Genomic DNA, 24,523 nt, shown 5'->3' with positions numbered 1-24,523 from the left:
GAACCGCCATGCGTATCTGTCTGTTCAGCAGCAAACCCTACGACCGGGAATCCTTCCTCGCGGCCGGCGCGCCATCCGACTGGCAGCTGCACTTTCACGAGGCGCGCCTGACCCTGGACAGCTCGGCGCTGGCCGCTGGCAGCGAGGTGGTCTGCGCCTTCATCAACGACGAGCTGTCCGCCCCGGTGCTGGAGCGCCTGGCCGCCCAGGGCACACGCCTGATCGCCCTGCGTTCGGCCGGCTACAACCATGTCGACCTGCAGGCGGCGCAACGCCTGGGGCTGCCGGTGGTGCGGGTGCCGGCCTATTCGCCGCACGCGGTGGCCGAACACGCCGCTGCCCTGGTGCTGGCCCTGAACCGACGCATCCATCGCGCCTTCAACCGTACCCGCGAAGGTGATTTCTCCCTGCATGGGCTGACCGGTTTCGACCTCCACGGCAAGACCGTGGGCGTGGTCGGGGGCGGCAAGATCGGCCAGGCCTTCGCCCGCATCATGCACGGCTTCGGCTGCCAGGTACTGATCTACGACCCCTACCCGCTAGCCGGGCTCGAGGCCCTCGGCGCCCGCCAGGCCACGCTCGATGAGGTGATCGCCGGCAGCGACATCCTCAGCCTGCACTGCCCGCTGACCGAGGCCAGCCACCACCTGATCGACAGCGCCCGCCTGGCACAGATGAAACCCGGCGTGATGCTGATCAATACCGGCCGTGGTGCGCTGGTCGACGCACCCGCGCTGATCGCCGCGCTGAAGAGCGGCCAGCTCGGCTACCTGGGGCTGGATGTCTATGAAGAGGAATCCGAGCTGTTCTTCGAGGACCACTCCGACCGCCCGCTGCAGGACGACACCCTGGCCCGGCTGCTGACCTTCCCCAACGTCATCATCACCGCGCATCAGGCCTTTCTGACCCGCGAAGCGCTCGGCGCCATCGCCCGCACCACGCTGGACAACATCGCCGCCTGGGTCGCGGGCACGCCGAGCAATGAGGTCAAGGCCGGCGCGTGATAGCATGCCGGCTGATCCGGAGGACCCATGGCCGAACACGATTTCCGCTACACCCTGCTCAACCCGCAACACACCCTCACCGAATGCCGCGCGCTGGCGCCGGGCCGCTACCAGGTCACCGGCAACGGCGGCTCGATCCAGGCCAACGACGTCCTGCTGGTCACCCTCAAGGGCAGCCGTGACCTGCACATGCGCCTGCAGGTGGAGAAGGTCCGTCACCTGATCAATCCGCCCGGCCAATGGCTGGCCGTGTGCAAAGGCCCGCAGTTCAAGGAGCTGGCCATTCACAACTGGCAGGTCAACTGCGATGGCTGCGGCAAGCAGCTGGATTTCGAATTCGCCGTCGACGCGGCGCTTGGCAAGGCCGCCCAGGCCCCGGCTGCCGAGGCGCGCATCGCCGAACTGGGCTGGCGCAACGACGCCGGTCGTCATCTGTGCCGCACCTGCCAGGAGGCCTGACCATGCACCGCGCCCTGCCCCTCGCCCTGCTGACGACGACGCTGGTCGGTTGCGCCAGCGATGCACCGCAACTGGAAACCGAGCACAGCTACCGCGTCGAATGGATCGGTGAACGCCCGCTGATCGACCGCAGCCACCTGACCATCACCTTCGCCGCCGACGGTCGTGCCCACGGCAACGCGGGCTGCAACCATTGGTTCGCCGGTTACACGCTGGCTGGCGAACACCTGCGCTTCGAGGCCCCCGGCAGCACGCGCAAGCTGTGCGCCCCGGCCCTGATGGAGCAGGAACAGCGCTTCCTCGCCGCATTGGGCCAGGTGCAGCGCTGGGACTTCAACGCCATCGGCCAGCTGCAACTGTGGCCGGCCAGCGGCAAGCCGATCCGCCTCTGGGCCGAGTGAGGCCACTGTAGGCGGCGTTCAGCGACAACGCCGTTGTCGCTGAGCGCCCCGCTCCCTGTCAGGCGAACAGATCCAGCTGTTCCTGGCGCCCACGCATGTCGTGCAAGCGAACGCCGACCCCAAGCAGACGCACGGGCCTTTCGCCCCGGGCGAAGGCGTTGCTCAGCAGCAGCCGGTAGCTGTCCAGATCGAGACTGGCGCCCGCCTGCTCCAGGGTGGTCTGGGTGAAGTCGTGGAACTTGACCTTGACGAAGGGCTTGTCCGGCCGATAGCTGGCGTCCAGACGCAGCAGGCGACCGTTCATCTCCTCGAGCAGCGCCGGCAACCTCTGCAGGCAACTCTCCAGGTCCGGCAGATCCTGATCGAAGGTGTGCTCGACGCTCAATGACTGGCGTCGGCTGTCCACCTGCACGGCGCGCTCGTCGATGCCATGCGCCAGACGCCACAGGCGCTCGCCGAAACTGCCAAACTCACGCACCAGCGCCAGCTTGTTCCAGTCGCGCAGGTCCATGCAGGTGCGGATGCCCAGACGCGTCAGCTTGTCCGCCGTGACCTTGCCGACCCCGTGCAGCTTGTTCACCGGCAATTCGGCGACGAAGTCGTCGACCTGATCCGGCGTGATGACGAACAGCCCGTTGGGCTTGCGCCAGTCACTGGCGATCTTGGCCAGGAACTTGTTCGGCGCCACGCCCGCCGATACGGTGATGTGCAGCTCCTGCGCCACGCGCCGACGGATTTCCTGGGCGATGCGCGTGGCACTGCCGGAAAAATGCGGCGAGTCGCTGACATCGAGATAGGCCTCGTCCAGCGACAGCGGCTCGATCAGATCGGTGAACTGGCGAAAGATGGCGTGGATCTCACGGGAAACCGCGCGATAGGCCTCGAAACGTGGTTTGACGATCAGCAGGTCAGGACACAGCTTCAGCGCATGTCGCGAGGACATCGCCGAGCGCACACCATACGCCCGCGCCTCGTAGTTGCAGGTGGCGATCACCCCACGCCGATCAGCAGAACCGCCCACCGCCAGCGGGCGGCTGGCCAGGCTCGGGTCGTCGCGCATCTCGATTGCCGCATAGAAGCAGTCGCAGTCGACGTGGATAATTTTTCGCTGGCTCATAGGGCGTCGATTTTACGTGCATGCCCCCATGAAAGACGACAGCTGAATACCGCCCTTCATCCCTGCGCAGCAGCCCCGGATCAGGCACGGTACGCGCGCAGGAAGGTATCCACCGCCGCCGCCACCGCCTGCCTGAAGTCAACGACGGCCGGTTGCGCGCCACACAGCAGCGGGTCCTTGATGCCCGCCTCGAGCAACCCCTTCAGGTGCAGGGCCGCCAGGTCCGGGTCAGCGGCGCGAAGAACCTGCTGCGCCATGAAGCGAGCCAGGTAGGCACTGATGGCGATTTCCGCACGGCGCGGACCATTGTCGAAGAGCGCCTTGTACAGCTCGGGATTTCCGTTCTCCACGATGGTGCAGCGGGTGACTGCCAGGCACTCCGGGGAGGTGATAATGTCGACGTAGGCCTCGCCGAAGCGCTGCAACGACTCAGCGACGTCTGCACTGCCGTCATCCAGGATGCCCAGCAGTGCATCGCATTGTGCCTCCACCGACTCGAGCATCACCGCCGCGAACAGCTCTTCCTTGGATTTGAAGTAGCTGTAGAGAGTCGCCTTGGAGCCACCGACCTTGTTCGAGATCATCGCCATACTGGTGCGCTCGTAGCCGATCTCCTGGAAGATTTCCCGCGACGCGTCGATTATCGACTGGCGCCGCTCGTTGGTTTTCACCCTCATTACCACCTCACCTTCAAACTGCTGAGCCTGCGCGAGCATCGGGACTCATGCTTCCCCTTGACGCATCGCTGCCTGGTGACAGGTACCTGCGGTGCAAGGCACCCACCGTCTTTTCTGAACCGAACTGTACATTCTTATTGACGGCCCAGGCCAGCCTCTATATTAATACCGTACAGTTCATTTATAGGAGGCACTCATGAGCCGCCACAGCCCTTCGCATCCCCTGACCACGGCATGCGGATCGATAGTCCTGACGGTCGGGCTGACCATGCTGCCCGGTTGCGAGAGCATTCCTGATCTGGGCCCCGAGCCCTCGCCGGCGAAAGCATCGGCCTTCGACTCGAACGCAAGCCTGCCCGACGCCGCTGGCGCGTGGCCCGTGGAAGGCTGGTGGAAACGCTTCGACGACGCTCAGTTGAATGCCCTGATTGCGGAGGGACTGGCGGGATCACCCGATATTGCCGTCGCCGCTGCACGAGTGCGGGCGGCGGACGCGCTGGCACAACAGGTCGGGGCCGCACTGCTGCCCAGTGTCGGGGCAGAGGCCAGCGCCGGAGGCGTGCAGCAGAGCGAGAACATGTCGCCTCAGCCGCAGTTCGTGCCCAATGGCATCGACGATGTTGGCCAGGTGAATGCGACCTTCAGTTTCGATATCGATCTGTGGGGACGCAACCGCGCCGCACTTGCCGCCGCAACGTCCGAAGCTGAGGCGACGCGCATCGATGCGGCACAGGCTCGGCTAATGCTGAGCACCGAAATAGCCTCCGCCTATGCGGATCTCGCCGCCTATCACAATGCGCTGGACGTCGCGAACAGGGCCGTCCAGGTGCGCACCGCCAGCGCGACCCTGACCAGGGACCGCGTGCGCACCGGGCTCGAAAACCGAGCCTCGGAGAAACAGGCTGAAAGCCGCGAAGCCTCTGCGCATGCGGACGTGGAAACCCTAAACGAAGCACTCGCGACGACGCGCAATCGCCTCGCCGCCCTGCTCGGCGCGGGACCTGATCGTGGCCGGCACATCACTCGACCAACCCTGGCGTCACCGCGACTCGCCCTCCCCGCCGACGCCGGGATCGAGCTGATCGGCCGCCGCCCCGACATCGCTGCGGCGCGTCTGCGTGCCGAAGCAGCCGCGAAGCGAATCAAGGTCGCGCGCACCGAGTTCTATCCAAACGTCAACCTGTCGGCTCTGGTCGGCGTCCAGTCGCTGGGCATTTCGACACTGTTCGGTTCGGGTTCCAGCTACGGCAATGCGGGGCTCGCGATCAGCCTGCCGATCTTCCAGGGCGGGCGATTGCAGGGGCGCTACCGAGGTGCCCGTGCCGACTACGACGTGGCGGTCGCAAGCTACGACGGCACCCTGGTCGCAGCCCTGCGCAGCGTCGCCGACATCGTCGCCGTGCGTGCGGCGACCGACCGCCAGCTCGCCAGCCGCCACGACGCTGCGGAGGCGGCGCGAGAAGCCGCCAGGCTCACGGGACTGCGTTATCGGGCGGGGCTCGACAACCAGATCGTCCACCTGACGGCAGAAGACAGCATGGTCGCCCTCGATCGCTCGGTGGTCGAGCTCGAGGGCCGCAGGTTACAGCTCGATATCGCTCTGATCCGCGCACTCGGCGGCGGATACCAGGAGCCCCAGACAGTAGGGAAAAGATGATGACTCAAGAAACGACGAACACCCTTGAGGATGCACCAGCAGCACTGGAAGCGCAGAACCTGGCGAAGCGCAAAAGACTGTTCCCGCTGCTATTGCTCGTGATCCTGCTGATCGCCGGGCTCTTTGCCGCCTGGTACGTCATCACCCAGCAAGGACGAGTGCGTACCGACAATGCCTATGTGGGTGCCGACTCCGCGCAGATCACCGCCCTGGTCGCGGGTCCCATCCAGGCCGTTCCCGTGGCGGACACCCAGGAGGTCAGGAAGGGCGAGATCCTGGTGGTTCTCGACGATGCCGAATATCAGGTGGCCGTCGCTGAAGCCAGGGCGGCACTGGCGCAGGCCCGCCAACACTACCGGCAGGCGGAGGCCAGCACCAGTGCGGCGCAGGCCCGCGTAACGGCGAGGGATGCGGAGATACTGCAGGCGAAAGCCCAGCTGCGCGACAGCAAGGCGGCAGTCGAGCGTACACGCGCCGAACTCGCCCGGCGAGAGAGCATCGCCGGAACCGGGGCGGTCTCTGCCGAAGACCTGACGGCGGCGCGCACGGCGTACCAGTCGGCACTGGCCGCACGTGACCTTGCCGAGGCGGCGATCAATTCCGCACAGGCGGTTCGCGGCTCCGCCGACGGCGACTTCGGGGCGGCCGAGGTCCTCACGCTCGGGCTGACCATCGACACCTCGCCGAATGTCGCCATGGCCAAAGCACGGCTCGACAGAGCGGAGCTCGATCTGTCACGGACCGTCATCCGCGCGCCGTTCGACGGCGTCGTCACCAACAAGCAGGTGCAGGTTGGCGAGCGTGTTGCTGCAGGCGCACCGCTGATGATCGTGGTGCCGGTGGCCAGCGTCTATGTCGATGCCAACTTCAAGGAAAGCCAGTTCGAGCGCCTGCGTATTGGACAGCCCGCCGAGCTGACCTCGGACTACCACGGCAGCGGGGTCACCTACCGGGGCACTGTCGTCGGCTTCAACGGTGGCACGGGAGCGGCCTTCGCGCTGATCCCTGCACAGAATGCGACCGGCAACTGGATCAAGGTGGTGCAACGCCTGCCCGTGCGAATCGCCCTGGAACCCGATGACCTGAAGGCCTATCCGCTGCGCGTGGGGTTGTCGATGGACGTCACTGTCGATACACGCGGAGAGTAGCCATGAGCAGCACTGCATCTGCCGAAGCCATGGCCATCACGCCCCAGCCGCTGCAAGGCATACGCCTCGCGGCCGCGGCTTTCGCGCTCGGGCTGGCCAACTTCGTCGTCGTCCTCGACACCACCATTGCCAACGTCGCGGTGCCGCATATCGCCGGTGGGCTGGCCGCCTCCGCGACGCAGGGAACCTGGGTGATCACCAGCTACGCGGTTGCCGATGCCATCGCCGTCCCCCTCACCGGCTGGCTCGCCATGCGCTTCGGCACGGTTCGCTGGTTCCTGTTCTCCATCATTGGCTTCGGCCTTTTCTCGCTGCTGTGCGGCCTTGCCCAGTCGATCGAGCAGTTGCTCGCGTTCCGTGTCCTGCAGGGGTTTGCCGGGGGCCCGCTGATGCCGCTCTCGCAGATTCTGCTGATGCAGATATTTCCCAAGGAGAAGGCTGGAGCGGGCCTGGGCATCTGGGCGATGACCACCACCACCGCGCCGATTCTGGGCCCCATTCTCGGCGGCACGCTAAGCGACAACTGGTCCTGGCCCTGGATCTTCTTCATCAACCTTCCGGTGGTCGCCATCGTCGTCATGGGTTGCCTGGCGTTCATGAAGCCGTTCGAGACCCGACGCATCAAGGCACGGATCGACGTCATCGGGCTGATCCTGCTCGTCCTGTCGGTGGGCTCGTTCCAGATCATGATCGATGAAGGTCGCCTGCAGGACTGGTTCAGCTCGAACCTGATCATCGTGCTCGCCATCGTCGCCGCCATCTCCTTCGCTGCGTTCGTACTCTGGGAGTTGACCGCGAGCAACCCGGTGGTCGACCTGCGCGTGTTCCGCCATCGCGGTTTCACCTTCGCCGCGCTCGCCATGTCGCTGGGGTTCGCCGCCTTCTTCTCGCAGGTGGTACTGACGCCGCTCTGGCTGCAGCAGACGGCAGGCTATACCGCGACGCATGCCGGCTATGTCGTCGGTTGGCTGGGCTTCTTCGCCGTCCTGACCTCGCCCATCGCCGCCGGTCTGATCGGCAAGGTCGATCCACGCGTCACGATCTCGATCGGCCTGCTCTGGATGGCGTTCGTCTCGACCCTGCGGGCGGACTGGAACACCGATGTCGGCTACTGGACGCTGGTCATGCCCCACCTTCTGCATGGTCTGGGCATGTCCCTGTTCTTCGTCGGGCTCAGTGCCCTCGCCGTCAGCAGCGTTCCTGAAAAGGAGCAGACATCCGCCGCTGGCCTGCTCAGTTTTCTTCGCACGCTCGCCAGTGCCATCGGCACGGCAGTGGCGATGACCGCCTGGGATTGGCAGGGCCGCACGTCTCGCTCCGAGCTGACTGCGAGTCTGAACGACCCTGAAGGGGCGATGAGTCTGCTGCAGCAGGCGGGTCTGAGCTTCGAGCAGGCACGTGTAGCGCTCGAACAGCTGGTCGAAGTGCAGGCTGCGACGCTGGGAGTGCTCAACCTCTCCATGGCCGCCGCCGTCGGCTTCGTGCTGGCCGCCATCGCGGTGTGGCTGGCGCCCAAGCCCAGGAGCGTGACACTGGGCAGCGGCCACTGAGGCAAGCGGCCAACCGGCACATCAGAAGTGGTAACCGATGTTCAGGTTGGTCCGCAGCATCCGTTCGTCACGGTGCGTGGCGATGGTGCCGGTGCCACGTTTCCCTCGCCGGATGGCCGCTCACTCGGCGTCCGGCTGCGCCTCGGGGGCGGCCGACTGGAAAGGCTCCAGCTGCCGGCACTGCTCGACGATCCGCCGTATCGTCGGATAGGCGCTCAGCGGCACCCTGAAACGCTCGGCATTGAAGACCTGCGGCAGCAGGCAGCAATCCGCCAGCGAGGGCGTGTCGCCATGGCAGAAGCGACCGGTGTCGGGGGACTCGGCCAGCATGCGTTCCACGGCGCTGAAGCCACGTTCGACCCAGTGCCGATACCAGGCGTTGCGGCCGTCGGCATCGACATCGAGTTGCCGCTCCAGATAGCGCAACACCCGCAGGTTGTTCAGCGGGTGGACCTCGCAGGCGATCGTCTGAGCCAGCGCCCGCACGCGCGCGCGCCCCAGCGGATCTGCCGGGAGCAGTGGCGGCTGAGGATGGCACTCGTCCAGGTACTCGATGATGGCCAGCGACTGCACCAGGGTCGCATCGCCATCGCTCAGGACAGGCACCAGCTCATTCGGGTTGAGCGCGGCGAAATCGGGCACATGCTGCTGGCCACCGTCCTTCAGCAGGTGCACCGGCACAGCATCCCAGGCCAGCCCCTTGAGGTTGAGCGCGATACGCACGCGGTACGACGCCGAGCTGCGGAAATAGGTGTAGAGCTTGAGCACGCTTCAGGCCCCCATCGCTCAGGCCAGCGCCGGCAGCAAGGTGGCCGCGCACTCGCCAAAGCCGATGCGCGCAGCGCCAGCCCTCTCACACCAGCCGCGCAGTTCCATGCGATCGCCATCCTCCACGAAGGTGCGCTGCTCACCATTGGGCAGCACGACAGGCTGCTTGCCGCCCACCGTGAGCTCGATCAGCGCGGCCGCCTGGTCGAGCGTCGGGCCGGACAGCGTGCCGGTGCCCAGGATGTCGCCCGCGCGCAGGTTGCAGCCATTGACCGTGTGATGCGCGACCATCTGCCCCAGGGTCCAGTAGGCGTGGCGGTAGTTGGTGGCACTCAGCCGCGTGGCGACCTGCTCTTCGGCGCGCATCCGCGCCGTCTGCATCAGGACTTCCAGCTGGATGTCGAGCGCGCCTTCCTCACGGTCGCCAGGGGCGTTCAGGTAAGGCAGCAGCTCTGGGTCCTCGGCGTCACGTACGGGTGGTGCGGTGCGGTATGGGGCCAGCGCCTCCAGGGTGACGATCCATGGCGACAGCGTGGACGCGAAGTTCTTGGCCAGGAACGGACCGAGCGGCTGGTATTCCCAGGCCTGGATGTCACGCGCCGACCAGTCGTTGAGTAGCGACACGCCAAACACATGGCTCTCGGCCTCGGCCAGGGGAATGGCATGGCCATGGGCGTTGCCCCGCCCGATGTACACCGCCAGCTCCAGTTCGATGTCCAGCTTCCTGCTGGCCGCGAAGACCGGTGCGCTGGCGCCTGGCGGCAGGATCTGCCCGCAGGGACGATGGAAGTTCTCGCCGGACACGATCAGGCTGGAGGCACGCCCGTGGTAGCCGATGGGAATCCATTTGTAGTTGGGCATCAGCGGGTTGTCGGGGCGGAACAGCCGCCCGATGTTGGTCGCATGGTGCACCGAGGTGTAGAAATCGGTGTAGTCGCCGACCTGCGCCGGCAGGCTGTATTCGGCATCGGCCTGCGCGACCAGGCAGCGATGCAGCACAACGGCCTCGCGTGCTCCGGGGCGCAGCGCCCGCGACAGTGCCAGACGCAGGTCGGACCATGCCGCCGGGCCCATGTCCATCAAGCGGTTCAGGCTGGCCTCGCCTGCGGCGGCGGCCGCATCACCGCTGAAGATGCCGGCGGCGAAGGCGGCGTGCATGTCGAGAATCTGCTCGCCGATGGCGACGCCGCCGCGCCAGGGTTCGTCGCTGCCGCGGCGGCGGAAAACCGCGAACGGCAGATTCTGGATGGGGAAGTCGCTGCCCTTCAGGTTGGCGGACTCGACCCAGCTGACGAGCGAGGGGTCATGGGTTTCGTTCAAGGTAACCATGTGTCGATTGTCCTGCGCTTACTTGCGGTCCGGGTTGAAGTGCTTTTTCAGGCCCTGCCAGCACTGTGCGTAGTCGCGCTGCAGTTGCGGCGACTGCATCGCGTAGGGCGTGGGGATCAGGGGCATCGGCGTCTCGAACATGAAGGCCATCGTGTCCTTGATGTAGTCCGGCTGATCGATGTTGCGCGTGGATGAGCTCTCGAAGGTCTCGGCGTCGGGCCCATGGCCGGTGAAGCGGTTGTGCAGGCTGCTGCCGCCCGGGGCGAAGCCCCCGGCCTTGGCGTCGTAGACACCGTGAATCAGGCCCATGAACTCGGACGCCACATTGCGGTGGAACCAGGGGGCGCGGAAGGTATGCGCCATCGCCAGGGTACGCGGTGGGAAGATCACGAAATCCAGGGTGCCCAGCCCCGGCACGGCAGTGGGCGCGGACAGGACCAGGAAGATGCTCGGGTCCGGGTGGTCGTAGCTGATCGAGCCGATTGCGTTGAAGCGCCGCAGGTCGTACTTGTACGGGACATGGCTGCCTTGCCAGGCCACGACATCGAACGGCGAGTGGCCCATCTTCGCGCGCCACAGGTTGCCGCTGAACTTGGCGATCAGCTCGTGCTCACCCTCGACGTCCTCGTACCAGGCGACAGGCGCCTGGAAATGCCGCGCCGCTGCCAGGCCATTGGAGCCGATCACACCCAGGTCCGGCAGCCTCAGGTCCGCACCGAAGTTCTCGCAGATGTAGCCGCGCGCACTGCCATCCGGCAGGCCGACACGAAAACGGACGCCGCGCGGGATCAGCACGACCTCCTGCGGCTCGGCGTCGATCAGGCCGAACTCCGTGGTGATGTGCAGGCGGCCTTGCTCCGGCACGATCAGCATCTGCGCATCCGCGTTGTAGAAGGCACGCCGACCCATCGACTGATTCGCCGCATACAGATGCACCGCGATATCGACGTTGCCGGCCATCGTGACCATGCCCTGGAGGAAGTCCGTAGGCTCGCTCGGCAGCGGCAATGGGTTCCAGCGGAACTGGTTGGGCGAAGCCTCGGTGTCACTGAAATCACTGACCAGCTGGCCGTTGTCGATGCGCTCGAATGGCTGGTGCATCGACGACGGCCGGATGCGGTACAGCCAGGAGCGCCTGTTGAGATGGCGCTGCGCCGTGAATGCCGTCCCCGAGAACTGCTCGGCGTACAGCCCATAGGGGCACTGCTGCGGCGAGTTCTGTTCGCTTGGCAGTGCACCTGCCAGCGCCTCGCTGCTGAACTCGTTGCCGAAGCCGTGCAGGTAGCACAGGTCGTCACGGGTTACGGAATCAGGTTTGACGGTCATGATTTCACTCCTTCAATGCGAGATGACGACCTGCCCCGCCAGGCGGCCGTCAGGAACGTGGAGCAGAGGCTGGCTCCGGCCATCAGTGCACGATGTCGCCGTCGACCCGTGCTGCAGGTGCAGACGCAGTACCTCCCGTATGGGCGAACAGGAACAGCATCAACGCGGCGATCACCGTGGGGACGGCCATCGCCAGGAAAATCTCGCTGTTGCTCCACTCGAACTGGATCAGCAGGCCGCCGAGCACGGGACCGGCGATGGAGCCCCAGCGCCCGATGCCCAGGCTCCAGCCCAGGCCGGTGGAACGCAGCGCGGTCGGGTAGTAGGTCGCGGCCAGGGCGTTGACCGCCGGCTGGCCGCCGATGATGCAGAAACCGGTCACCGTCACCACGAGGAACAGCAGGGGCAAGCCGATGCCCGGCTGCCCGATGAGCGCGATGCTGAGTGCGGCAAGGGCGAAGCACGGCACCAGTACCTTGAAAAAGCCGATGCGGTCGATCACCGGCCCCATCAGCAAGGTGCCGAGCACACCCCCGACCTGCAGCGTGGTGCCCACCATGACGGCCGTCGAGGTGGACAGGCCGGCACTGGTGGCGATGGTCGGCAACCAGCTCGAGAGGAAGTACAGGTTCAGCAGGTTCATGAAGTTCACCACCCACAGCAGGACAGTCGCCACGCCGCGTCCCTCGCGAAACAGCTCCACGACCGGGGCGCTACCCTGCGCGGTCTCCGCCAGGGCATAGCGGGTACTGCCATCCACTTTCAGCGAGGGGTCGATCCTGCGCAGCGTCCTGCCCACTTCATCCAGGCGTCGGCCCTTGACCACCAGAAACTGCATGGACTCGGGCACGAACACGTACATCAGCGCCGCGATCAGCAGCGGGAAGATGCCGCCGAGATAAAACACCGACTGCCAACCCCAAAGGGGAATCATCCACGCCGACACCAGGCCTCCCAGCACAGCGCCGATGGTGTAACCGCAGGACACCAGCATCATCAGGGTGACGCGCTTGTTCCGGGGGCTGAATTCGCCCACCAGCGCCAGTGCGTTCGGCATGATGGCGCCGAGGCCAAGGCCGGTGACGAAGCGGATAACCTGCAACTGGCCAATGCTCGTCACGTGAGCCGTCACCAGCATGCACAGCGAGAAGAACACCGTGGCCCAGATGAGTACGGGGCGGCGGCCGATCTTGTCGGCCAGCACGCTCAACGTCAGCGAACCCACCAGCATGCCGAAGAGCCCTGCGCCGAACACCGGCCCCAGCTCGGCCTTGCTCACGCCCCAGTCGGCAATGATGGCCGGGGCCACGTAGCCCATCGACTGCACGTCGAAGCCATCCATGACCACGGTGAGCCCCACCATCATCAGGATCAAGAGCTGGCTGCGGCTGAGCCTGTTGCTGTCGATGACCGAAGGAATATCGATGGTCTGCACGGCGCTCATACGCGAGGTCCTTGTGCAGATGACGCTTGCTCGAGGAACGGCGATGGACCGCCAGTGTCACGGCGTTCAGGGCAGGTGCGCCCTGCATTGCCCGGCGTTGGATCATTGAACATGACTTGTCTCCGCTTAACCGAGATACGTGTACATTGGATAATCGATGCACTTATCGGACAAATTGTATTTTTCGATCCACTTATCGGGACAAGCGATGAATGTCACCTTGCGCCAGTTGCGCGCCTTCGTCACGCTGGCCAAGCTCGGGAGCTTCACCGAAGCCGCCACGGCCCTGCACATCACCCAACCCACGCTCAGTGGCCTGATCAAGGAGCTCGAGCAGGCGCTGGGGGTGCAGATCGTCAACCGCACGACGCGCAAGGTAGAGCTGTCCAGCGTCGGCAAAGAGTTCCTGCCGCTGACCGCACGCATCCTTCAGGACCTCGACGAAGCACTTCGGGCCATCACGGATATCAAGGAACTCAAGTCGGGTACCGTGCGCGTCGCGGCGCCTCAACTGATGGCCTGCACGCTGCTCACCGATGTGGTCAGCTCGTTCTCGCAGCTGTACCCAGGGGTCGACGTGCGCCTGTCCGACAGCCTGGTCGAGGACGTGCTGCCGAGGGTACAGGGTGGTGAAGTGGATTTCGGAATCGGCCCGGAGCGCACGGAAAACCGGGACATCGCGGCGCACCTGCTGTTCGACATGCCCTTCGTCGCCGTGCTGCCACAACAGCATCCGCTTACCCGGCATGAGCACCTGACCTGGGCGGAGTTTCTGGGCCACCCGCTCATCTCTCTGGAAGGCGAGTACACGCAGATCCTCCGCCGGGAACTGCACGCGGCGTCGGACCAGCTCAACTACGCGCCGGCGAAGGAAGTCTCCTTCATGACCACGGCGCTGAGCATGGCCAGCGCCGGCCTGGGTGTAACGGTATGCCTGCCCTATGCACGCTCCCTGCTCAGCCTCTACCAGCTGCAGACCCGGACCCTGAGCGAGCCCACGGTGCGCCGCAAGTTCCACCTGCTGGTGCGCAAGGATCGTGTGATCTCACCCGCCGCCCAGGCTTTTTTCGACTACCTGCTGGCCTACGTCGCGCAACAGAAATGGGGTTCCATGGCGCAGTAACGAGGCCATCGTGCCCATGCGATGCGACGCTACCGGCGTGTCGGTCCTCACAGGCGCTCGATAGCCGGCATGTGCCACTGACCGTCGAGCAGGCGCCGCTCCGGCAGGTAGATGCGCCCGGTCAGGCTGAACGGCCCGCTGGCTGGAATCGGCAGCCAGTTGCCCTGCTGCTCGGCGGCCGGCGTCTCGTGCTGCAGCCACAGGTCGAGCGAGCCGTCGGCGTTGTAGCGCAGCGGGTCGCGGTCACCCAGCGCATAGCGACCCTGCGGGTTGGCGATCAGGTAACCGTCACCGTCATAGGCCGTCACCGACCAGAACGCCCTGGCCGGCGGCAGCTCACCGGCGGCGAAATGCAGGCGGTAGCGTCGTCCCCCCTGCAGCGGCTGGCCCTGGCCATCGAGATTGGCGTTCGGGTAGATCGCGTCGGCTGCCAGGTTCGCACCGAAACCCACCATCGCCACCACCGCGCGCAGCCCGTAATCCGTGCCGTAGTCGCCGATGTGCAGCGGTGCTTCGCGCCAACCGTTGACCAGCCCTTGCGGGTCCTGCAGCGCCCGTTGCATCTCGCGCCCGGCCAGCCAGATACCCAGGCGCACGGCCTGTCGCTGCAGCCAGTTCCACTGCGGCGCTGCGCCAGCGTGTACGCCGAGCTGGCGCAGCTCGGCGACGGCGGCGCTATCGGCAGGCGCAGCGGGATTGTCCTGCAGCAGAGTGGCCAGGCGAGCGAAGAAGTCCTGCGCGCTCAGCGCCCGCATCTGGTACAGCGGAGATGGCCTGGAACTCTGCGGCATGGCGAATGGCAGCGCCGGGCTGGCGCTACCCTGCTGCCAGTCCTGCAGGCTGCGCAAGCGCACGCTGGCCTGGATCGCGTGCACGCTCGGGTAGTCGGCCTTGCCGTTGGTCTGGATACGTCCCAGCAACCAGGCGAGACGCGTCGGTGAACGCAGCAGGGTCAGCCCTGCCGGCACCTGCCCGTCCCAGTGCGGGCCGACCAGCAGGAAGCTTCCGCCCTGGCTGCCGAGCGTGCGACTGCCAAGGCTGGCGAAGACGTTGCTCCAGGCATCGAGAAACTGCATCAGCAGGTAGCGCTGGCTGGCCGGCACCTCGAACACCCAGGGCCCGGCATCCAGATCCAGCCAGGCCTGGGTGTAGAGGGTGTCCACGTTGGGACGCACGAACACGCGGTAGTCCGCGTCGGGAAAGGCCGGCATGTGCAGCAGGCGATTGGCCGGCGCGATGTCGCTGACGAAGTCGTGCCGGGTAAGGTCAGCCAGCACCAGCGGATAGCCGAACACATAGCCGCGGGCCGCCAGGCCCAGGGTTTCGCGCTGGCTCCACGCCAGGCCGCCGCTCAGCAGCGCAGCCAGCACGCCCAGAAGCAGCAGGCGACGCCACAGCGTACACGGTTTACGCAGAAGGCAGGGGGACAGCTTCAACTCGTTCATGAACGTTTTTCCGTATTCAGGTTGCTCATGGCAAACGCTGGATGGCCGGCGGCACCCACTGTTTGTCCAGCACCGACGCCTTGGGCCAGTACAGGCGCAGGAACAGGCTGAAATCCTCCGCCGGGGCCGGCAGCCAGTTGCTCAGCTGTTCGGGCGCCTGGGGCTGCTCGTGCTGCACGTACAGATCGAGCGAGCCATCGGCGTTGTAACGCAGGTCGCTGTCACCGCTGAGGGCATAGCGCTTGAGCGCATTGGCACTGAGAAACTGCTGGCCGTTGTACAGGGTCAGCGACCAGAAGGCGCGCACCGGCGGCAGTTGCTCCTTGCCGAAGTGCAGCACGTAGCGATGCGCGCCCGTGAGCGGCTGGCCCTGCGGGTCATTCCACAGGTTGGGGTAGATCGCGTCCGCCGCCAGGTTGGCGCCCAGGGCGACCTTGGCCACGATCGCCCGCTGCTCGTAGCGGGTGCCGTAATCGCCCAGGTCGTAGCCGATCCGCCAGCCGTTGTAGGTCGGCAACTGTTCCAGCACTTGCTTGCTGTTGGCCATTACCTGCAGCACCTTCTCGTAACCAAGGGCACTGCCGAGCCGCTGCAAGGGTGACAGGCGCGCCAGGCAACCAGGGCCGAACAGGCCGGTAGCCCGGATGCGCTGCATCATCGGCGCATCGGCGGCGCTCGGCGGGTTGTCCTTGAGTAACTGGCAGAAGGTGGCGAAGAACTCGTCCTGGCTCCAGCTGGCGACCTGGCGATCCGGTGACGGGCTCAGCGCCAGTCGCGGCAGCTCGACCATGGCCACCGGCGCCGCCGCTCCAGCCGGCTGTCCCTGCCAGGTGCTCAGTGGCATCAGCCTGAAGCGCTCCTGCAACTGGGTGACCGCCTGGTACTCCTGCTGATTGGCGGTTCTGATGCGGCCGATCAGCCAGGCCAGCTGGGTCGGCACCCGGATCAGTTCCAGCCCGGCGGGTGTCTCGCCCTGCCAATCCGGCCCGGCCACCAGATAGCGCCTGGCGGCCGTGCCGATGGTGCGGGTGCCGGGGCTGGTCACCACATTGCTCCAGGCATCCATGATCTGCATCATGTAGAAATGCCCACGGGTATCGGGAATCTCCATCACCAGCGGCTCGCGGCGCAGGTCGAAGTGGCTGATGCTGTAGAGCGTGTCGATGTTCGGCGACACCACGCCATTGAACTCCGGATCAGGGAAGCGCTTGGCGTGGTTGAAGCGGTTCATCGCACTGGTGCCGATCAGCATCTGGTGCTGCTTGGTGACCTCCATCATCACCAGAGGGAAACCGAACAGGTAGGCCTGCGCGGTGTCCCTGGCCTGCTGGATCAGGTTGTAGCCAGCCAGACCCACGCCCCCCAGCACAGCGGCAGCGATGCCCAGCCCCAGGCGCCATTTCTTGTTCAGTGACATGTCAGGCTCTCCTTCAGCGGACGCCGGCATTGCGCAGCGCAGTTGGGGTGTACTCGGCGGCCAGCGCTTCGAAGCCGAACTCCAGGCCGCCGCGCTCCTCGTTGCGCATGCCCGAGGCGATGTAGCGACCATTGAGCAGGTCATACAGCGCCTCGATGCCCATCCAGGGAATCTGCTGGTCGTAGCGGTAGCTGCTGTAGCCCTCACCGACGCGCCACAGCGTACCGCGTGCGTCGTAATGGTCGGCCAGGGCGATCTGCCAGGTATCTTCATCGATATACAGCTCGCGCTTGGCATAGATGTGGCGCTGCCCTTCCTTGAGCGTGGCCTGCACCACCCAGACGCGGTGCTTCTCGTAGCGGGTCAGGTCGGAGTTGATGTGCCCGGGCTTGACCAGGTCGGCGTACTTCAGCTGCGGCGAATCGAGCTGGTAGTTGTTGTAGGGGATGTAGATTTCCTTCTTGCCCAGCAGCTTCCAGTCGTAGCGATCCGGCGCGCCGTTGAACATGTCCAGGTTGTCCGCCACGCGCTGGCCTTCGGAGGCCGGATAGGGGCCGTCGTAGGCCACCTGCGGGGCGCGCCGCACACGCCGTTGGCCGGCACTGTAGAGCCAGGCCATGCGCGGCTCCCTGACCTGATCGAGGGTCTCGTGGACCAGCACCACGTCACCGGAAAGACGCGCCGGCGCGGTCACCATCTGTTTGTAGTAGAACAGCACGTTGCCCGGGTTCTGCGGGTCATAGCCCTTGATCTTGTCGCGATAGCTGAGCTGCTGCCGGAAGTGCACCGGGGTGAAGGTGCCACTGGCCAGCGGCGTGGCCTGCACGTGAGTGCGCCGGGCACTGCCACCGCGGTAGCGGGTGATGTGGTTCCACAGCACTTCCAGCCCGCTCTGCGGGATCGGGAAGGGATAGGCGGTGTCGAGGTCCTGCAGACCATTGCCCCCTTCCACCAGCCTGGCCTGGCGCGCGTTGCGGGCAATGGCCTGGTAGACCTGGTCCGGCAAAGCGGCACTGCGGTGGGTGGGGAAAACCCGCAGGCGATAGCTGTCCGGGTAGCGCTTGAGCATCGCCATCTGCCCGGCACTCAAGTGCTCGCGGTGCTGCTCGGCGTTCTGCGCCGTGATGACCAACAGCGGCTGCTCGGCTTCGAATGGATTGCTCAGGAAGCCGGCGGCATCGAGGCGGCCGGCATCCTTCGGCAGGCCACCCGTCCACTCCGGAATCGAGCCGTCGGCATTGCCGGCGCGCTCCGCGCCGACCGGGGTCAGGCGGGTGCCGAGCGTGGCGGCTGCTTCGGCGGAGACGGCTGCCTGCGCGTTGCCACAGATCAGGGCGGCCAGTACGGCAAGGATCAGAGGTGTCTTGTTCATGTTCGGTCTCCGCTCAGAATGACACGCCAACGCTCAGCGCCACGAAATCGCGGTCCACGTTGACGTTGTAATCACCGCCGAAAAAGTCGGTGTACGACAGGCTGGCGCTGTAGGTGCTGAGGTAGCTGGCGTCGACGCCCAGGCTGATGGCCTTGGCCCCTTCGTTGAAGCCCGGCTCCGGGCCGTAGCCGCTGACATCTTGGGACCAGGCCAGATTGGGGTTGAGCTGGACACCGGGGATCAGGTTGCTGAACTCCCAGATCGCCCGCACCCGATAGCCCCAGGCATGGCGTGTGGTGAAGCCTTCGTCGGTGCAGTTGCCTGGCGAACTGGCGTTGGTGGCACCGGTGCAGATGGCATTGTCGGGGTACAGCTCACCCGCCCCGTAGAGCGTGCTGCGGCCATAACGCACGCCACCCTTGCCCTCCAGCCCGCCGACCCAGGTGCTGGCGACCTCACCGACCAGTATCAGCCGGTCGGCACCCATCACCTGATCGAAGAAATGCGTGGCGGTGATCTGCGCCTGGGTGACTTCCTTGCGGCGGTAGCCATAGATGTCCATGTCGTTGCCCAGCACTGTGTCGCCGGAGCTCACCAGCGGCGTGGCGGCGCCCGTCCCGAGCACTGCCAGCACCTGGTCCAGCGGGTTGATCTGCACCGGCATGTTCGGCCGGTAGCTGATCTCGCCCGCCAGCGTGGTACCGCTGTCCAGGCTGGTATTGAAGCTCAGGCCATAGAGGCGGATGTCTTCCGGAAAGGCGGCGAAGTAACGCGCGCTTCCCAGGCGGTATGCCTGCACCAGGCCCTGCCCCGCAGCACTGCCGATGAAACCGGCGCAACCCGGCCCGGGAATGCCGAGGTTGCCGCACAGCTGCGGAGCGAAATCGAGATTGCGGGTGTTCGGCCCGGTCGTGGTGCTGAAATACGGCTGACGGCTGTGGTAGTTGATGAAGTAGCCGGCGAATTCACTGTTCAACTGTGGGGCGAACCAGCGCAACGCCACTCCCCACTGGCCGCTGTCACGCGCATCGCGGTCGGCACTGCGCGGCACCTTGACGCCTTCCCCCGTCAACTCGATGCCGAACGGGGCAAGCGCCGCCTGGGCGGTGGCGTTCTGATCGAGAGCCGGCCCCGTGTGCAGCTGATCGCAGCCCTCGGCGATCACGTCGTTCTGGGAGAAGAAGGTGCCGCAGTTGTCGACCACGGTCTGATCCCACTCCAGCTGATAGAAGCCCTCCACAGAGAGGTCATCGGTGATGTTCTGCGACAGGTAGAACAGGTTCACCGGTATCAGGCCTTCCTTGATTTCCGCACCCGGGCGGCGGACTGCGGCAACGTCCAGCGGATTGATGCTGTTGATGCCTCCCTGGATGAAGGTGCTCTCGCCCCAGCTGACCACCTGCTTGCCAAGGCGCACCGCGCCCGGCAGCTCGCCGATCAGGTAGTTGTGATAGATGAAGGCATCGAGCAACTGGGCGCCAGCGGACTTGGCCCCCGCCTTCGCCTCGCGGTCGTCGATTGCCTTGTACTCACGATGCTCGTCCTTGAGCTCGACGTCGTACCAGTACTTGCCGCGCAGGAACACACCGCTGTCGCCGTACCTGAGTTCCAGGTCGTGAACGCCCTTGAAGATCTTCGAGAAGGTCTTGCCCTGCTCGAAGTTGCGCCGACCATCGTCGCCGCTGTGGTAGACGATCAGTTCCGGCTTGGGGTTGCGCAGCGCCCAAGCCGCGCCGACCGAGAGGTTCGAGTCGAACTGGCCTTCGATTTCGCCGAGCTGGAAGGTCAGCGCCGATGCTGGCAAGGAGGCGAAACTGGCAAGACTGGCGGCAACGGCAAGGCGTGCCTGCCGCCAGGGCAGATGATGGGCGTTCATGGGGTGGGTACCTCTTGTTCTTGTAGGTTGCAACAGACGGTTCTTCCGCAGCTCGCAGCTCGAGTCGAGCTCGGCCGGTCGATCCGCAAACCGTGACGCCCCGACGACTTCGCTCGGTTGACGAGCGTCGCCATCACTGTTGTAGGCAGGGGTCCATGGAAATCGATGGCGTCTGGACGCAGCTCGTAACGAGCCTGGGCCACAACGACGCATGTCGGGTTTTCGGTGAGTAGGTGCGTGCTCCTGACAGGTTCTTGCCGGTTTGCCCAACTGGGCGATACACGGATAATGAAAGCCTGTAGAGCTCACTCAGTGGCAGGCGCGAAATGGACAGAATTCCCTTAAGAGTGGCCAATCTGCAGCGCTATCACCGCGGCGCACTGGGAGAGGTACTGGAACGCTACCTGCGTGGCACTCAGCGCTGCCGCGAGGGCGACTACAGCATGTTCACCCTGGAGCAACTGCTGGCCGAAGCGCAGCGTCATGACCCTGCCATCGGCCTGAACCTGTTCGCCCACTTCAGCGCACAGGATCGCCACATGCTGGCGCATGCCTGCAAGTACTGCGCGAACGTCGACGAAGCGCTGCGTTTCTGGGCCCGTTATGCGCGGCTGGCATCGGACATGGACAATGTGCGCTATGTCGAGGAGCAGTCCGGCGCCGCGCTGGAGGTGTGGGTAGAGGCACCGGAAACGCTGGCGCGCTTCACCGTCGAGCACTACTTCACCATGTGCATCACGCTGGCCAACGAGACCAACTCAGGCCAGCTGCGCCCCATACGGATCGATTTCGCTCATGCTCGCCCGAGCTATCACGAGCACTATGGACGGATCTTCGGTGAATCCGTGCGCTTCGGCTGTCCAAGCAACCTGCTGGTCTACGCGAGTGAAGACCTGAAGGTACCGCTACAGACTCGTCATGCCGGGATGTTCGAGGTGATCTGCCAGGAGCTGGACCGCTGCCTGGCGCGCCAACACCAGCTCAGCGGCTGGGCAGGCAAAGCAGCCCAGAGCATGCGCCGCACACTGAGTGAGGGGCGCGTGCCCGGACTGGAGGAACAAGCCAGTGCCTTGCACCTGAGCTCGCGGACGTTGCGCCGGCGCCTGGAACAGCAGGGGCTGAGCTTCCGCCAGTTGCTCGACCTGGTACGCCTGGAGCTGGAACAGCAACTGCAGTTGCAGGGCGTGGCGCCTGCGGAGATTGCCACCCGCCTGGGCTACAGCGATCTCGATGCCTACCAGCATGCGCGGCGGCGTTGGCGAGGGGATGAGCCCCAGACCTGACACCAGCAACGCTCTAGGGTGTCGCCCCCCGCCCTGCATTACCGATCACCGCGAGGTCGTGCGGACGCAGGTGCAACTTGGCGTCGTTGCTCATCATCTGAAAGGCCCAATCGACAAAGGTCCGGACCCTGGCCGACAGAAAGCGACTGGCCGGATAGACGATGTGCACCGGCTGCGGCCGCAGGTGCCACTGAGGCAATACCGGAACCAGGCGGCCCTGCCTCACCAGATGCTCCACGGCAAACGGAGAGGCAGGCGTGATACCAGCGCCCATCGTGGCGGCGGCAACTGCGGACTCCGGGTCATCCAGCAGCAGCCTCGGCGTGCGCTTCAGATCGTACGCGGATGCACCCGAGCGCAGGAACCAGGGCCTGGGCGTATTGGTTCTCGGGTCGAACCAGCCCACCAGGTCGGCCCGCTCGAGCACCTCTGGCTCTGCAGTGGGCCCGAAATCCTGCATGTAGCCCGGACTGGCATAAAGGCCGGCATGCACATCCATCACGTGGAGCGCACTGAGCGAAGAGTCATCGACAGGACCTCCGCGGATGGCACAATCGATTCCGTCTTCGAGCAGGTTTCTCACCTGATGGTGGGCACCGAGCAATACCTGTATCTGCGGGTAGCGATCGCGAAACTCGATCAGCTTCGGAGACAGTATCCACCGGCTGAACGCCGTCTGCGTCTCCACTCGCAAGCGTCCCTTGGGCGAACTCGTCACGCCCATGACGCGCGCCTCGAGCTCCTCGATGCTGTCCAGCACCTGCCGGCACTGTTCGGCATACGCCAGGCCATCGGCAGTCAGGCTGATGGCCCGGCTGGTACGGTTCAGCAAGCGCACACCCAGCGCTTTCTCCAGATCGGCGACCCGCTGGGACACCCGGGCCTTGGGTATGCCGAGTACATCGGCAGCCCGGCTGAACGATCCGTGCTCGACCACACAGCTGAAGGTCCTCATCGCACTCAACTTGTCCATATGAGTCACCTTGAACGACAACGATAGACAGGCAAGGGACGCCGCCTCACCCAGGGCGCCGGTCCGGCGCCAATTGGGCGCGTGCCTGGGGAGACCGGGGAAATGCCCCGTCCGGGCACATCACTTCAACGGCCCAATCGACGAAGGCCCGAACCCGAGCCGAAAGATGGCGGCTGGTCGGGTAGACGATATGCACCGGCTGCGCCTTGAAATGCCATGCCGGAAGCACGGGGACCAACTGCCCCTGGCTGATATAGCCTTCCACGGCAAAGCGCGGAGCGAGGGTTATCCCGCCCCCCACCAGCGCCGCAGAAACCGCAGACTCTGGGTCGTCGAACACCAACCTGGGCGACTTCTTCAGGTCGTATTCGGCATCCTCCGAGTGCAAGCACCAGGGTTTTGCAGCATTCGACTCGGAGTTGAACCAGCCGAGCAAGTCGGCTTGCTCCAGCCCCCCCGGGGAATCCAGCACACCGAAGCGCTCCAGGTATCTCGGGCTTGCATACAGCTGGAACGACACATTCATGAGGTGGCGGGCGATGAGTGAGGAGTCGCTGAGGTGCCCCCCTCGTATGGCACAGTCGATGCCGTTTTCCAGCAGATGCCGAGTCCGATCATAGCCCCCCAGATGCAGCTGGATCATGGGATAGCGGCGACGAAACTCGGCTAGCCGGGGAGCGATAATCCAACGACAGATCGAGGTCTGGGCATCCACCCGCAGGTAGCCTTTCGGAACATTGACCGCACCGCTCATGCTCGCTTCGAGTTCATCGACATCGTCCAGGATCTGCCGACATCGCTCCACGTAGGCCGCACCGTCGACGGTCAGCTTCATGACCCGCGTGCTTCGCTGCAGAAGCCGTACTCCCAGCTCGCTCTCCAGGTCGGATACGAGTTGTGAAATCCGCGTACTGGGAACACCGAGGGAGTTGGCGGCCTGACTGAACGAGCCCAGGTCCACCACCCGGCAGAGGATGCGCATCGCGCCAAACTTATCCATAGGAGCCACTCCACGCGCTCAAGGGTCAGGGTTAGGCGGCCTTGCCTACAGTGGGGTGATACTTCCTCAGGTCAAGCGTAGTCCAGGTGCAAAGTGGGGATGACACGCGGAGCAAGGGGTGTCGGGTACGGCCGCAATACGCGGCAGCAGGATGGTTTCCAGGGCGACACCGTTTCATCTCGGGATAAGGCGCGGTGCTGCCGCAGGAATACCTCAAGGCTGTTGCTCGACACTCGGCGCCAGCAAACCATCGATCGCCGGTTCGAAGTAGGCCACCTGCAACGGATAGGCCTGCCCCATCAGCTCACCCTGGCCGTACCAGATCACGCCATTCTGGCGCAGGGTCATGCCGTCACGGCCGTACTCGAACAGACTGCCCACCGAGCTGCTGAAGGCGAAGCGATCAGTGTCCATCTGCAGCAGCTTGTACGTGGAGCCCGCCGGTGGCAGCTGCGCCTCAATGCACTCGAGATAGACCGACGCGAGCCTCTCGAACAACTGCGTTGCCTGCTCGCGGTACTCGTTGACCGTAAGGCCAGGACGACGCTGCAACTCGGCAGCGATCAGCACAAACACATCGGCGTTGGCGCGTGCCGCCGCCAGCTTGAGCGGCAGCACGTTGGCAAGACGGGCGCTGTCGACCTGCAGGACGGGCTGGCTACCCTGTTCGGGCGCCTTGCTCTGCGTCTCAGCCTGAGGGACAGCCACCGTCAACTCGGACACGTCCACCGGCGACAGCACCGTGGTCGCCAGGTATGCGGCACAGGCAGAGGCCTGCGCAGAGCGGTCAGAATTGACCAGCAACGACAGGTCGTGACCGTGCTTGGGAACATGGGCCACATCGACATGCTGTTGAGCGAGAAATGCGTTGACCTGCTCCTGCTTGGCCTGTCCACGCGCCAATCCACATACCTGCATCATCACGGCATGGTTGCGTTGCCCGGCGAAGGTCGGCGACAACGAAAACACGGCATCCTGAATGATCGGCAGCGCCGGAATGTTCACCCAGTTGCGCGGAACGGATGCTGTGGCGGGTTGCTCGCTCCGGCAGCCAGCGAGACTGCTCAGCATCAGCAGAAGGGTGATGCCGATGGGGCGCAGCAGCGGGCTTTTCCCGCTCGGAACGGTCATGTTCAGCATAGGTGCCTCTGGTT

The 24,523-nt window shown here is 65.1% G+C and carries 21 protein-coding genes; 8 read left to right on the top strand and 13 right to left on the bottom strand.

The genetic code is table 11. From position 1 onward, the window contains the following. The first annotated feature begins 8 nt into the window (after nt 1-8). Genes FIV02_RS08955 through FIV02_RS08945 form a run of 3 tightly spaced genes read left to right on the top strand, consistent with a single transcriptional unit; the run spans nt 9 to nt 1,864 of the window. Nucleotides 9-1,004 carry a 2-hydroxyacid dehydrogenase gene (locus tag FIV02_RS08955; RefSeq protein WP_152488409.1) on the top strand — a complete coding sequence of 332 codons (996 nt, stop codon included), beginning with the start codon at nt 9-11 and terminating at the stop codon, nt 1,002-1,004. A 27-nt stretch (nt 1,005-1,031) separates the two neighbouring features. Then, nucleotides 1,032-1,463, top strand: a complete 432-nt coding sequence (locus FIV02_RS08950; protein WP_047590002.1) for a hypothetical protein — start codon at nt 1,032-1,034, stop codon at nt 1,461-1,463. Between the two features lie 2 nt (nt 1,464-1,465). Beyond that, the gene (locus FIV02_RS08945; protein WP_047590001.1) at nt 1,466-1,864 is read left to right on the top strand and encodes an META domain-containing protein; all 399 of its coding nucleotides are present in this window, start codon (nt 1,466-1,468) and stop codon (nt 1,862-1,864) included. 58 nt (nt 1,865-1,922) lie between these two features. Here the strand turns inward: FIV02_RS08945 and dinB are convergent, their stop codons facing one another. Continuing rightward, the gene (gene dinB, locus FIV02_RS08940) at nt 1,923-2,981 is read right to left on the bottom strand and encodes a DNA polymerase IV (protein ID WP_152488408.1); all 1,059 of its coding nucleotides are present in this window, start codon (nt 2,979-2,981) and stop codon (nt 1,923-1,925) included. Nucleotides 2,982-3,061: 80 nt separating this feature from the next. Then, a complete protein-coding gene (locus FIV02_RS08935; RefSeq protein ID WP_172979142.1) occupies nt 3,062-3,658 on the bottom strand; it encodes a TetR/AcrR family transcriptional regulator in 597 nt (198 codons plus the stop codon). 196 nt (nt 3,659-3,854) lie between these two features. Here FIV02_RS08935 and FIV02_RS08930 point away from each other — a divergent pair, with 196 nt between their 5' ends. Genes FIV02_RS08930 through FIV02_RS08920 form a run of 3 tightly spaced genes read left to right on the top strand, consistent with a single transcriptional unit; the run spans nt 3,855 to nt 8,013 of the window. Beyond that, nucleotides 3,855-5,315, top strand: coding sequence for an efflux transporter outer membrane subunit (locus FIV02_RS08930; RefSeq protein WP_152488406.1), 1,461 nt, complete (start codon nt 3,855-3,857; stop codon nt 5,313-5,315). Further along, complete coding sequence (locus FIV02_RS08925; protein ID WP_152488405.1) at nt 5,315-6,463, top strand: HlyD family efflux transporter periplasmic adaptor subunit; 1,149 nt, start codon at nt 5,315-5,317, stop codon at nt 6,461-6,463. The genes FIV02_RS08930 and FIV02_RS08925 overlap by 1 nt, the downstream gene beginning before the upstream one ends. A gap of 29 nt (nt 6,464-6,492) precedes the next feature. Then, nucleotides 6,493-8,013 (top strand): DHA2 family efflux MFS transporter permease subunit, encoded by a 1,521-nt coding sequence (locus tag FIV02_RS08920; protein ID WP_218571704.1) that lies wholly within the window; start codon nt 6,493-6,495, stop codon nt 8,011-8,013. A 120-nt stretch (nt 8,014-8,133) separates the two neighbouring features. Here FIV02_RS08920 and maiA read toward each other — a convergent pair whose 3' ends face one another. From maiA to FIV02_RS08900, 4 genes are all read right to left on the bottom strand, one after another. After that, nucleotides 8,134-8,781 carry a maleylacetoacetate isomerase gene (gene maiA, locus FIV02_RS08915; protein ID WP_152488403.1) on the bottom strand — a complete coding sequence of 216 codons (648 nt, stop codon included), beginning with the start codon at nt 8,779-8,781 and terminating at the stop codon, nt 8,134-8,136. A gap of 18 nt (nt 8,782-8,799) precedes the next feature. Next, nucleotides 8,800-10,110: a fumarylacetoacetase gene (gene fahA / locus FIV02_RS08910; RefSeq protein WP_152488402.1), complete on the bottom strand. Its 1,311-nt coding sequence runs from the start codon at nt 10,108-10,110 to the stop codon at nt 8,800-8,802. A gap of 18 nt (nt 10,111-10,128) precedes the next feature. After that, complete coding sequence (gene hmgA / locus FIV02_RS08905; RefSeq protein ID WP_152488401.1) at nt 10,129-11,436, bottom strand: homogentisate 1,2-dioxygenase; 1,308 nt, start codon at nt 11,434-11,436, stop codon at nt 10,129-10,131. Nucleotides 11,437-11,518: 82 nt separating this feature from the next. After that, nucleotides 11,519-12,880: an aromatic acid/H+ symport family MFS transporter gene (locus FIV02_RS08900; protein ID WP_152488400.1), complete on the bottom strand. Its 1,362-nt coding sequence runs from the start codon at nt 12,878-12,880 to the stop codon at nt 11,519-11,521. A 208-nt stretch (nt 12,881-13,088) separates the two neighbouring features. Between FIV02_RS08900 and FIV02_RS08895 the strand changes: the two genes are divergently transcribed. Further along, nucleotides 13,089-14,003 (top strand): LysR family transcriptional regulator, encoded by a 915-nt coding sequence (locus tag FIV02_RS08895; RefSeq protein ID WP_152488399.1) that lies wholly within the window; start codon nt 13,089-13,091, stop codon nt 14,001-14,003. Nucleotides 14,004-14,050: 47 nt separating this feature from the next. Here the strand turns inward: FIV02_RS08895 and FIV02_RS08890 are convergent, their stop codons facing one another. Genes FIV02_RS08890 through FIV02_RS08875 form a run of 4 tightly spaced genes read right to left on the bottom strand, consistent with a single transcriptional unit; the run spans nt 14,051 to nt 20,113 of the window. Continuing rightward, nucleotides 14,051-15,448, bottom strand: a complete 1,398-nt coding sequence (locus FIV02_RS08890) for a DUF1254 domain-containing protein (RefSeq protein ID WP_152488398.1) — start codon at nt 15,446-15,448, stop codon at nt 14,051-14,053. A 25-nt stretch (nt 15,449-15,473) separates the two neighbouring features. Further along, on the bottom strand, nt 15,474-16,865 hold the full coding sequence (locus FIV02_RS08885; protein ID WP_152488397.1) for a DUF1254 domain-containing protein: 1,392 nt from the start codon (nt 16,863-16,865) through the stop codon (nt 15,474-15,476). 13 nt (nt 16,866-16,878) lie between these two features. Continuing rightward, the gene (locus FIV02_RS08880; protein WP_152488396.1) at nt 16,879-18,237 is read right to left on the bottom strand and encodes a DUF1329 domain-containing protein; all 1,359 of its coding nucleotides are present in this window, start codon (nt 18,235-18,237) and stop codon (nt 16,879-16,881) included. Between the two features lie 13 nt (nt 18,238-18,250). Then, nucleotides 18,251-20,113: a DUF1302 domain-containing protein gene (locus FIV02_RS08875; RefSeq protein WP_152488395.1), complete on the bottom strand. Its 1,863-nt coding sequence runs from the start codon at nt 20,111-20,113 to the stop codon at nt 18,251-18,253. Between the two features lie 326 nt (nt 20,114-20,439). Between FIV02_RS08875 and FIV02_RS08870 the strand changes: the two genes are divergently transcribed. Continuing rightward, the gene (locus FIV02_RS08870; protein ID WP_152488394.1) at nt 20,440-21,396 is read left to right on the top strand and encodes an AraC family transcriptional regulator ligand-binding domain-containing protein; all 957 of its coding nucleotides are present in this window, start codon (nt 20,440-20,442) and stop codon (nt 21,394-21,396) included. 13 nt (nt 21,397-21,409) lie between these two features. On the opposite strand, the gene FIV02_RS08865 is transcribed toward FIV02_RS08870, so the two are convergent. The 3 genes from FIV02_RS08865 to FIV02_RS08855 all read right to left on the bottom strand — a co-directional run bounded on the left by FIV02_RS08865 (nt 21,410) and on the right by FIV02_RS08855 (nt 24,509). After that, nucleotides 21,410-22,369, bottom strand: coding sequence for a LysR family transcriptional regulator (locus FIV02_RS08865; RefSeq protein ID WP_152488393.1), 960 nt, complete (start codon nt 22,367-22,369; stop codon nt 21,410-21,412). Between the two features lie 46 nt (nt 22,370-22,415). Continuing rightward, nucleotides 22,416-23,369 carry a LysR family transcriptional regulator gene (locus FIV02_RS08860; RefSeq protein WP_152488392.1) on the bottom strand — a complete coding sequence of 318 codons (954 nt, stop codon included), beginning with the start codon at nt 23,367-23,369 and terminating at the stop codon, nt 22,416-22,418. A gap of 213 nt (nt 23,370-23,582) precedes the next feature. After that, nucleotides 23,583-24,509 carry a hypothetical protein gene (locus FIV02_RS08855; protein ID WP_152488391.1) on the bottom strand — a complete coding sequence of 309 codons (927 nt, stop codon included), beginning with the start codon at nt 24,507-24,509 and terminating at the stop codon, nt 23,583-23,585. Nucleotides 24,510-24,523 lie beyond the last annotated feature (14 nt).

It is taken from the genome of Pseudomonas sp. THAF187a (genome assembly GCF_009363395.1).
GTDB lineage: Bacteria > Pseudomonadota > Gammaproteobacteria > Pseudomonadales > Pseudomonadaceae > Aquipseudomonas > Aquipseudomonas khazarica.
Note: the sequence above shows the minus strand (reverse complement) of the source record. Positions and strands in the feature narration are given on the sequence as shown.

Coding starts and splice junctions, on each gene's coding strand:
- dinB (WP_152488408.1), bottom strand. CDS start 2,981: ATGAGCCAGCGAAAAATTATCCACGTCGACTGCGACTGCTTCTATGCG.
- FIV02_RS08880 (WP_152488396.1), bottom strand. CDS start 18,237: ATGAACAAGACACCTCTGATCCTTGCCGTACTGGCCGCCCTGATCTGT.
- hmgA (WP_152488401.1), bottom strand. CDS start 11,436: ATGACCGTCAAACCTGATTCCGTAACCCGTGACGACCTGTGCTACCTG.
- FIV02_RS08955 (WP_152488409.1), top strand. CDS start 9: ATGCGTATCTGTCTGTTCAGCAGCAAACCCTACGACCGGGAATCCTTC.
- FIV02_RS08925 (WP_152488405.1), top strand. CDS start 5,315: ATGACTCAAGAAACGACGAACACCCTTGAGGATGCACCAGCAGCACTG.
- FIV02_RS08860 (WP_152488392.1), bottom strand. CDS start 23,369: ATGGATAAGTTTGGCGCGATGCGCATCCTCTGCCGGGTGGTGGACCTG.
- FIV02_RS08885 (WP_152488397.1), bottom strand. CDS start 16,865: ATGTCACTGAACAAGAAATGGCGCCTGGGGCTGGGCATCGCTGCCGCT.
- FIV02_RS08890 (WP_152488398.1), bottom strand. CDS start 15,448: ATGAACGAGTTGAAGCTGTCCCCCTGCCTTCTGCGTAAACCGTGTACG.
- FIV02_RS08935 (WP_172979142.1), bottom strand. CDS start 3,658: ATGAGGGTGAAAACCAACGAGCGGCGCCAGTCGATAATCGACGCGTCG.
- FIV02_RS08875 (WP_152488395.1), bottom strand. CDS start 20,113: ATGAACGCCCATCATCTGCCCTGGCGGCAGGCACGCCTTGCCGTTGCC.
- FIV02_RS08855 (WP_152488391.1), bottom strand. CDS start 24,509: ATGCTGAACATGACCGTTCCGAGCGGGAAAAGCCCGCTGCTGCGCCCC.
- FIV02_RS08870 (WP_152488394.1), top strand. CDS start 20,440: ATGGACAGAATTCCCTTAAGAGTGGCCAATCTGCAGCGCTATCACCGC.
- FIV02_RS08900 (WP_152488400.1), bottom strand. CDS start 12,880: ATGAGCGCCGTGCAGACCATCGATATTCCTTCGGTCATCGACAGCAAC.
- FIV02_RS08895 (WP_152488399.1), top strand. CDS start 13,089: ATGAATGTCACCTTGCGCCAGTTGCGCGCCTTCGTCACGCTGGCCAAG.
- fahA (WP_152488402.1), bottom strand. CDS start 10,110: ATGGTTACCTTGAACGAAACCCATGACCCCTCGCTCGTCAGCTGGGTC.
- FIV02_RS08920 (WP_218571704.1), top strand. CDS start 6,493: ATGGCCATCACGCCCCAGCCGCTGCAAGGCATACGCCTCGCGGCCGCG.
- FIV02_RS08950 (WP_047590002.1), top strand. CDS start 1,032: ATGGCCGAACACGATTTCCGCTACACCCTGCTCAACCCGCAACACACC.
- FIV02_RS08945 (WP_047590001.1), top strand. CDS start 1,466: ATGCACCGCGCCCTGCCCCTCGCCCTGCTGACGACGACGCTGGTCGGT.
- FIV02_RS08930 (WP_152488406.1), top strand. CDS start 3,855: ATGAGCCGCCACAGCCCTTCGCATCCCCTGACCACGGCATGCGGATCG.
- FIV02_RS08865 (WP_152488393.1), bottom strand. CDS start 22,369: ATGGACAAGTTGAGTGCGATGAGGACCTTCAGCTGTGTGGTCGAGCAC.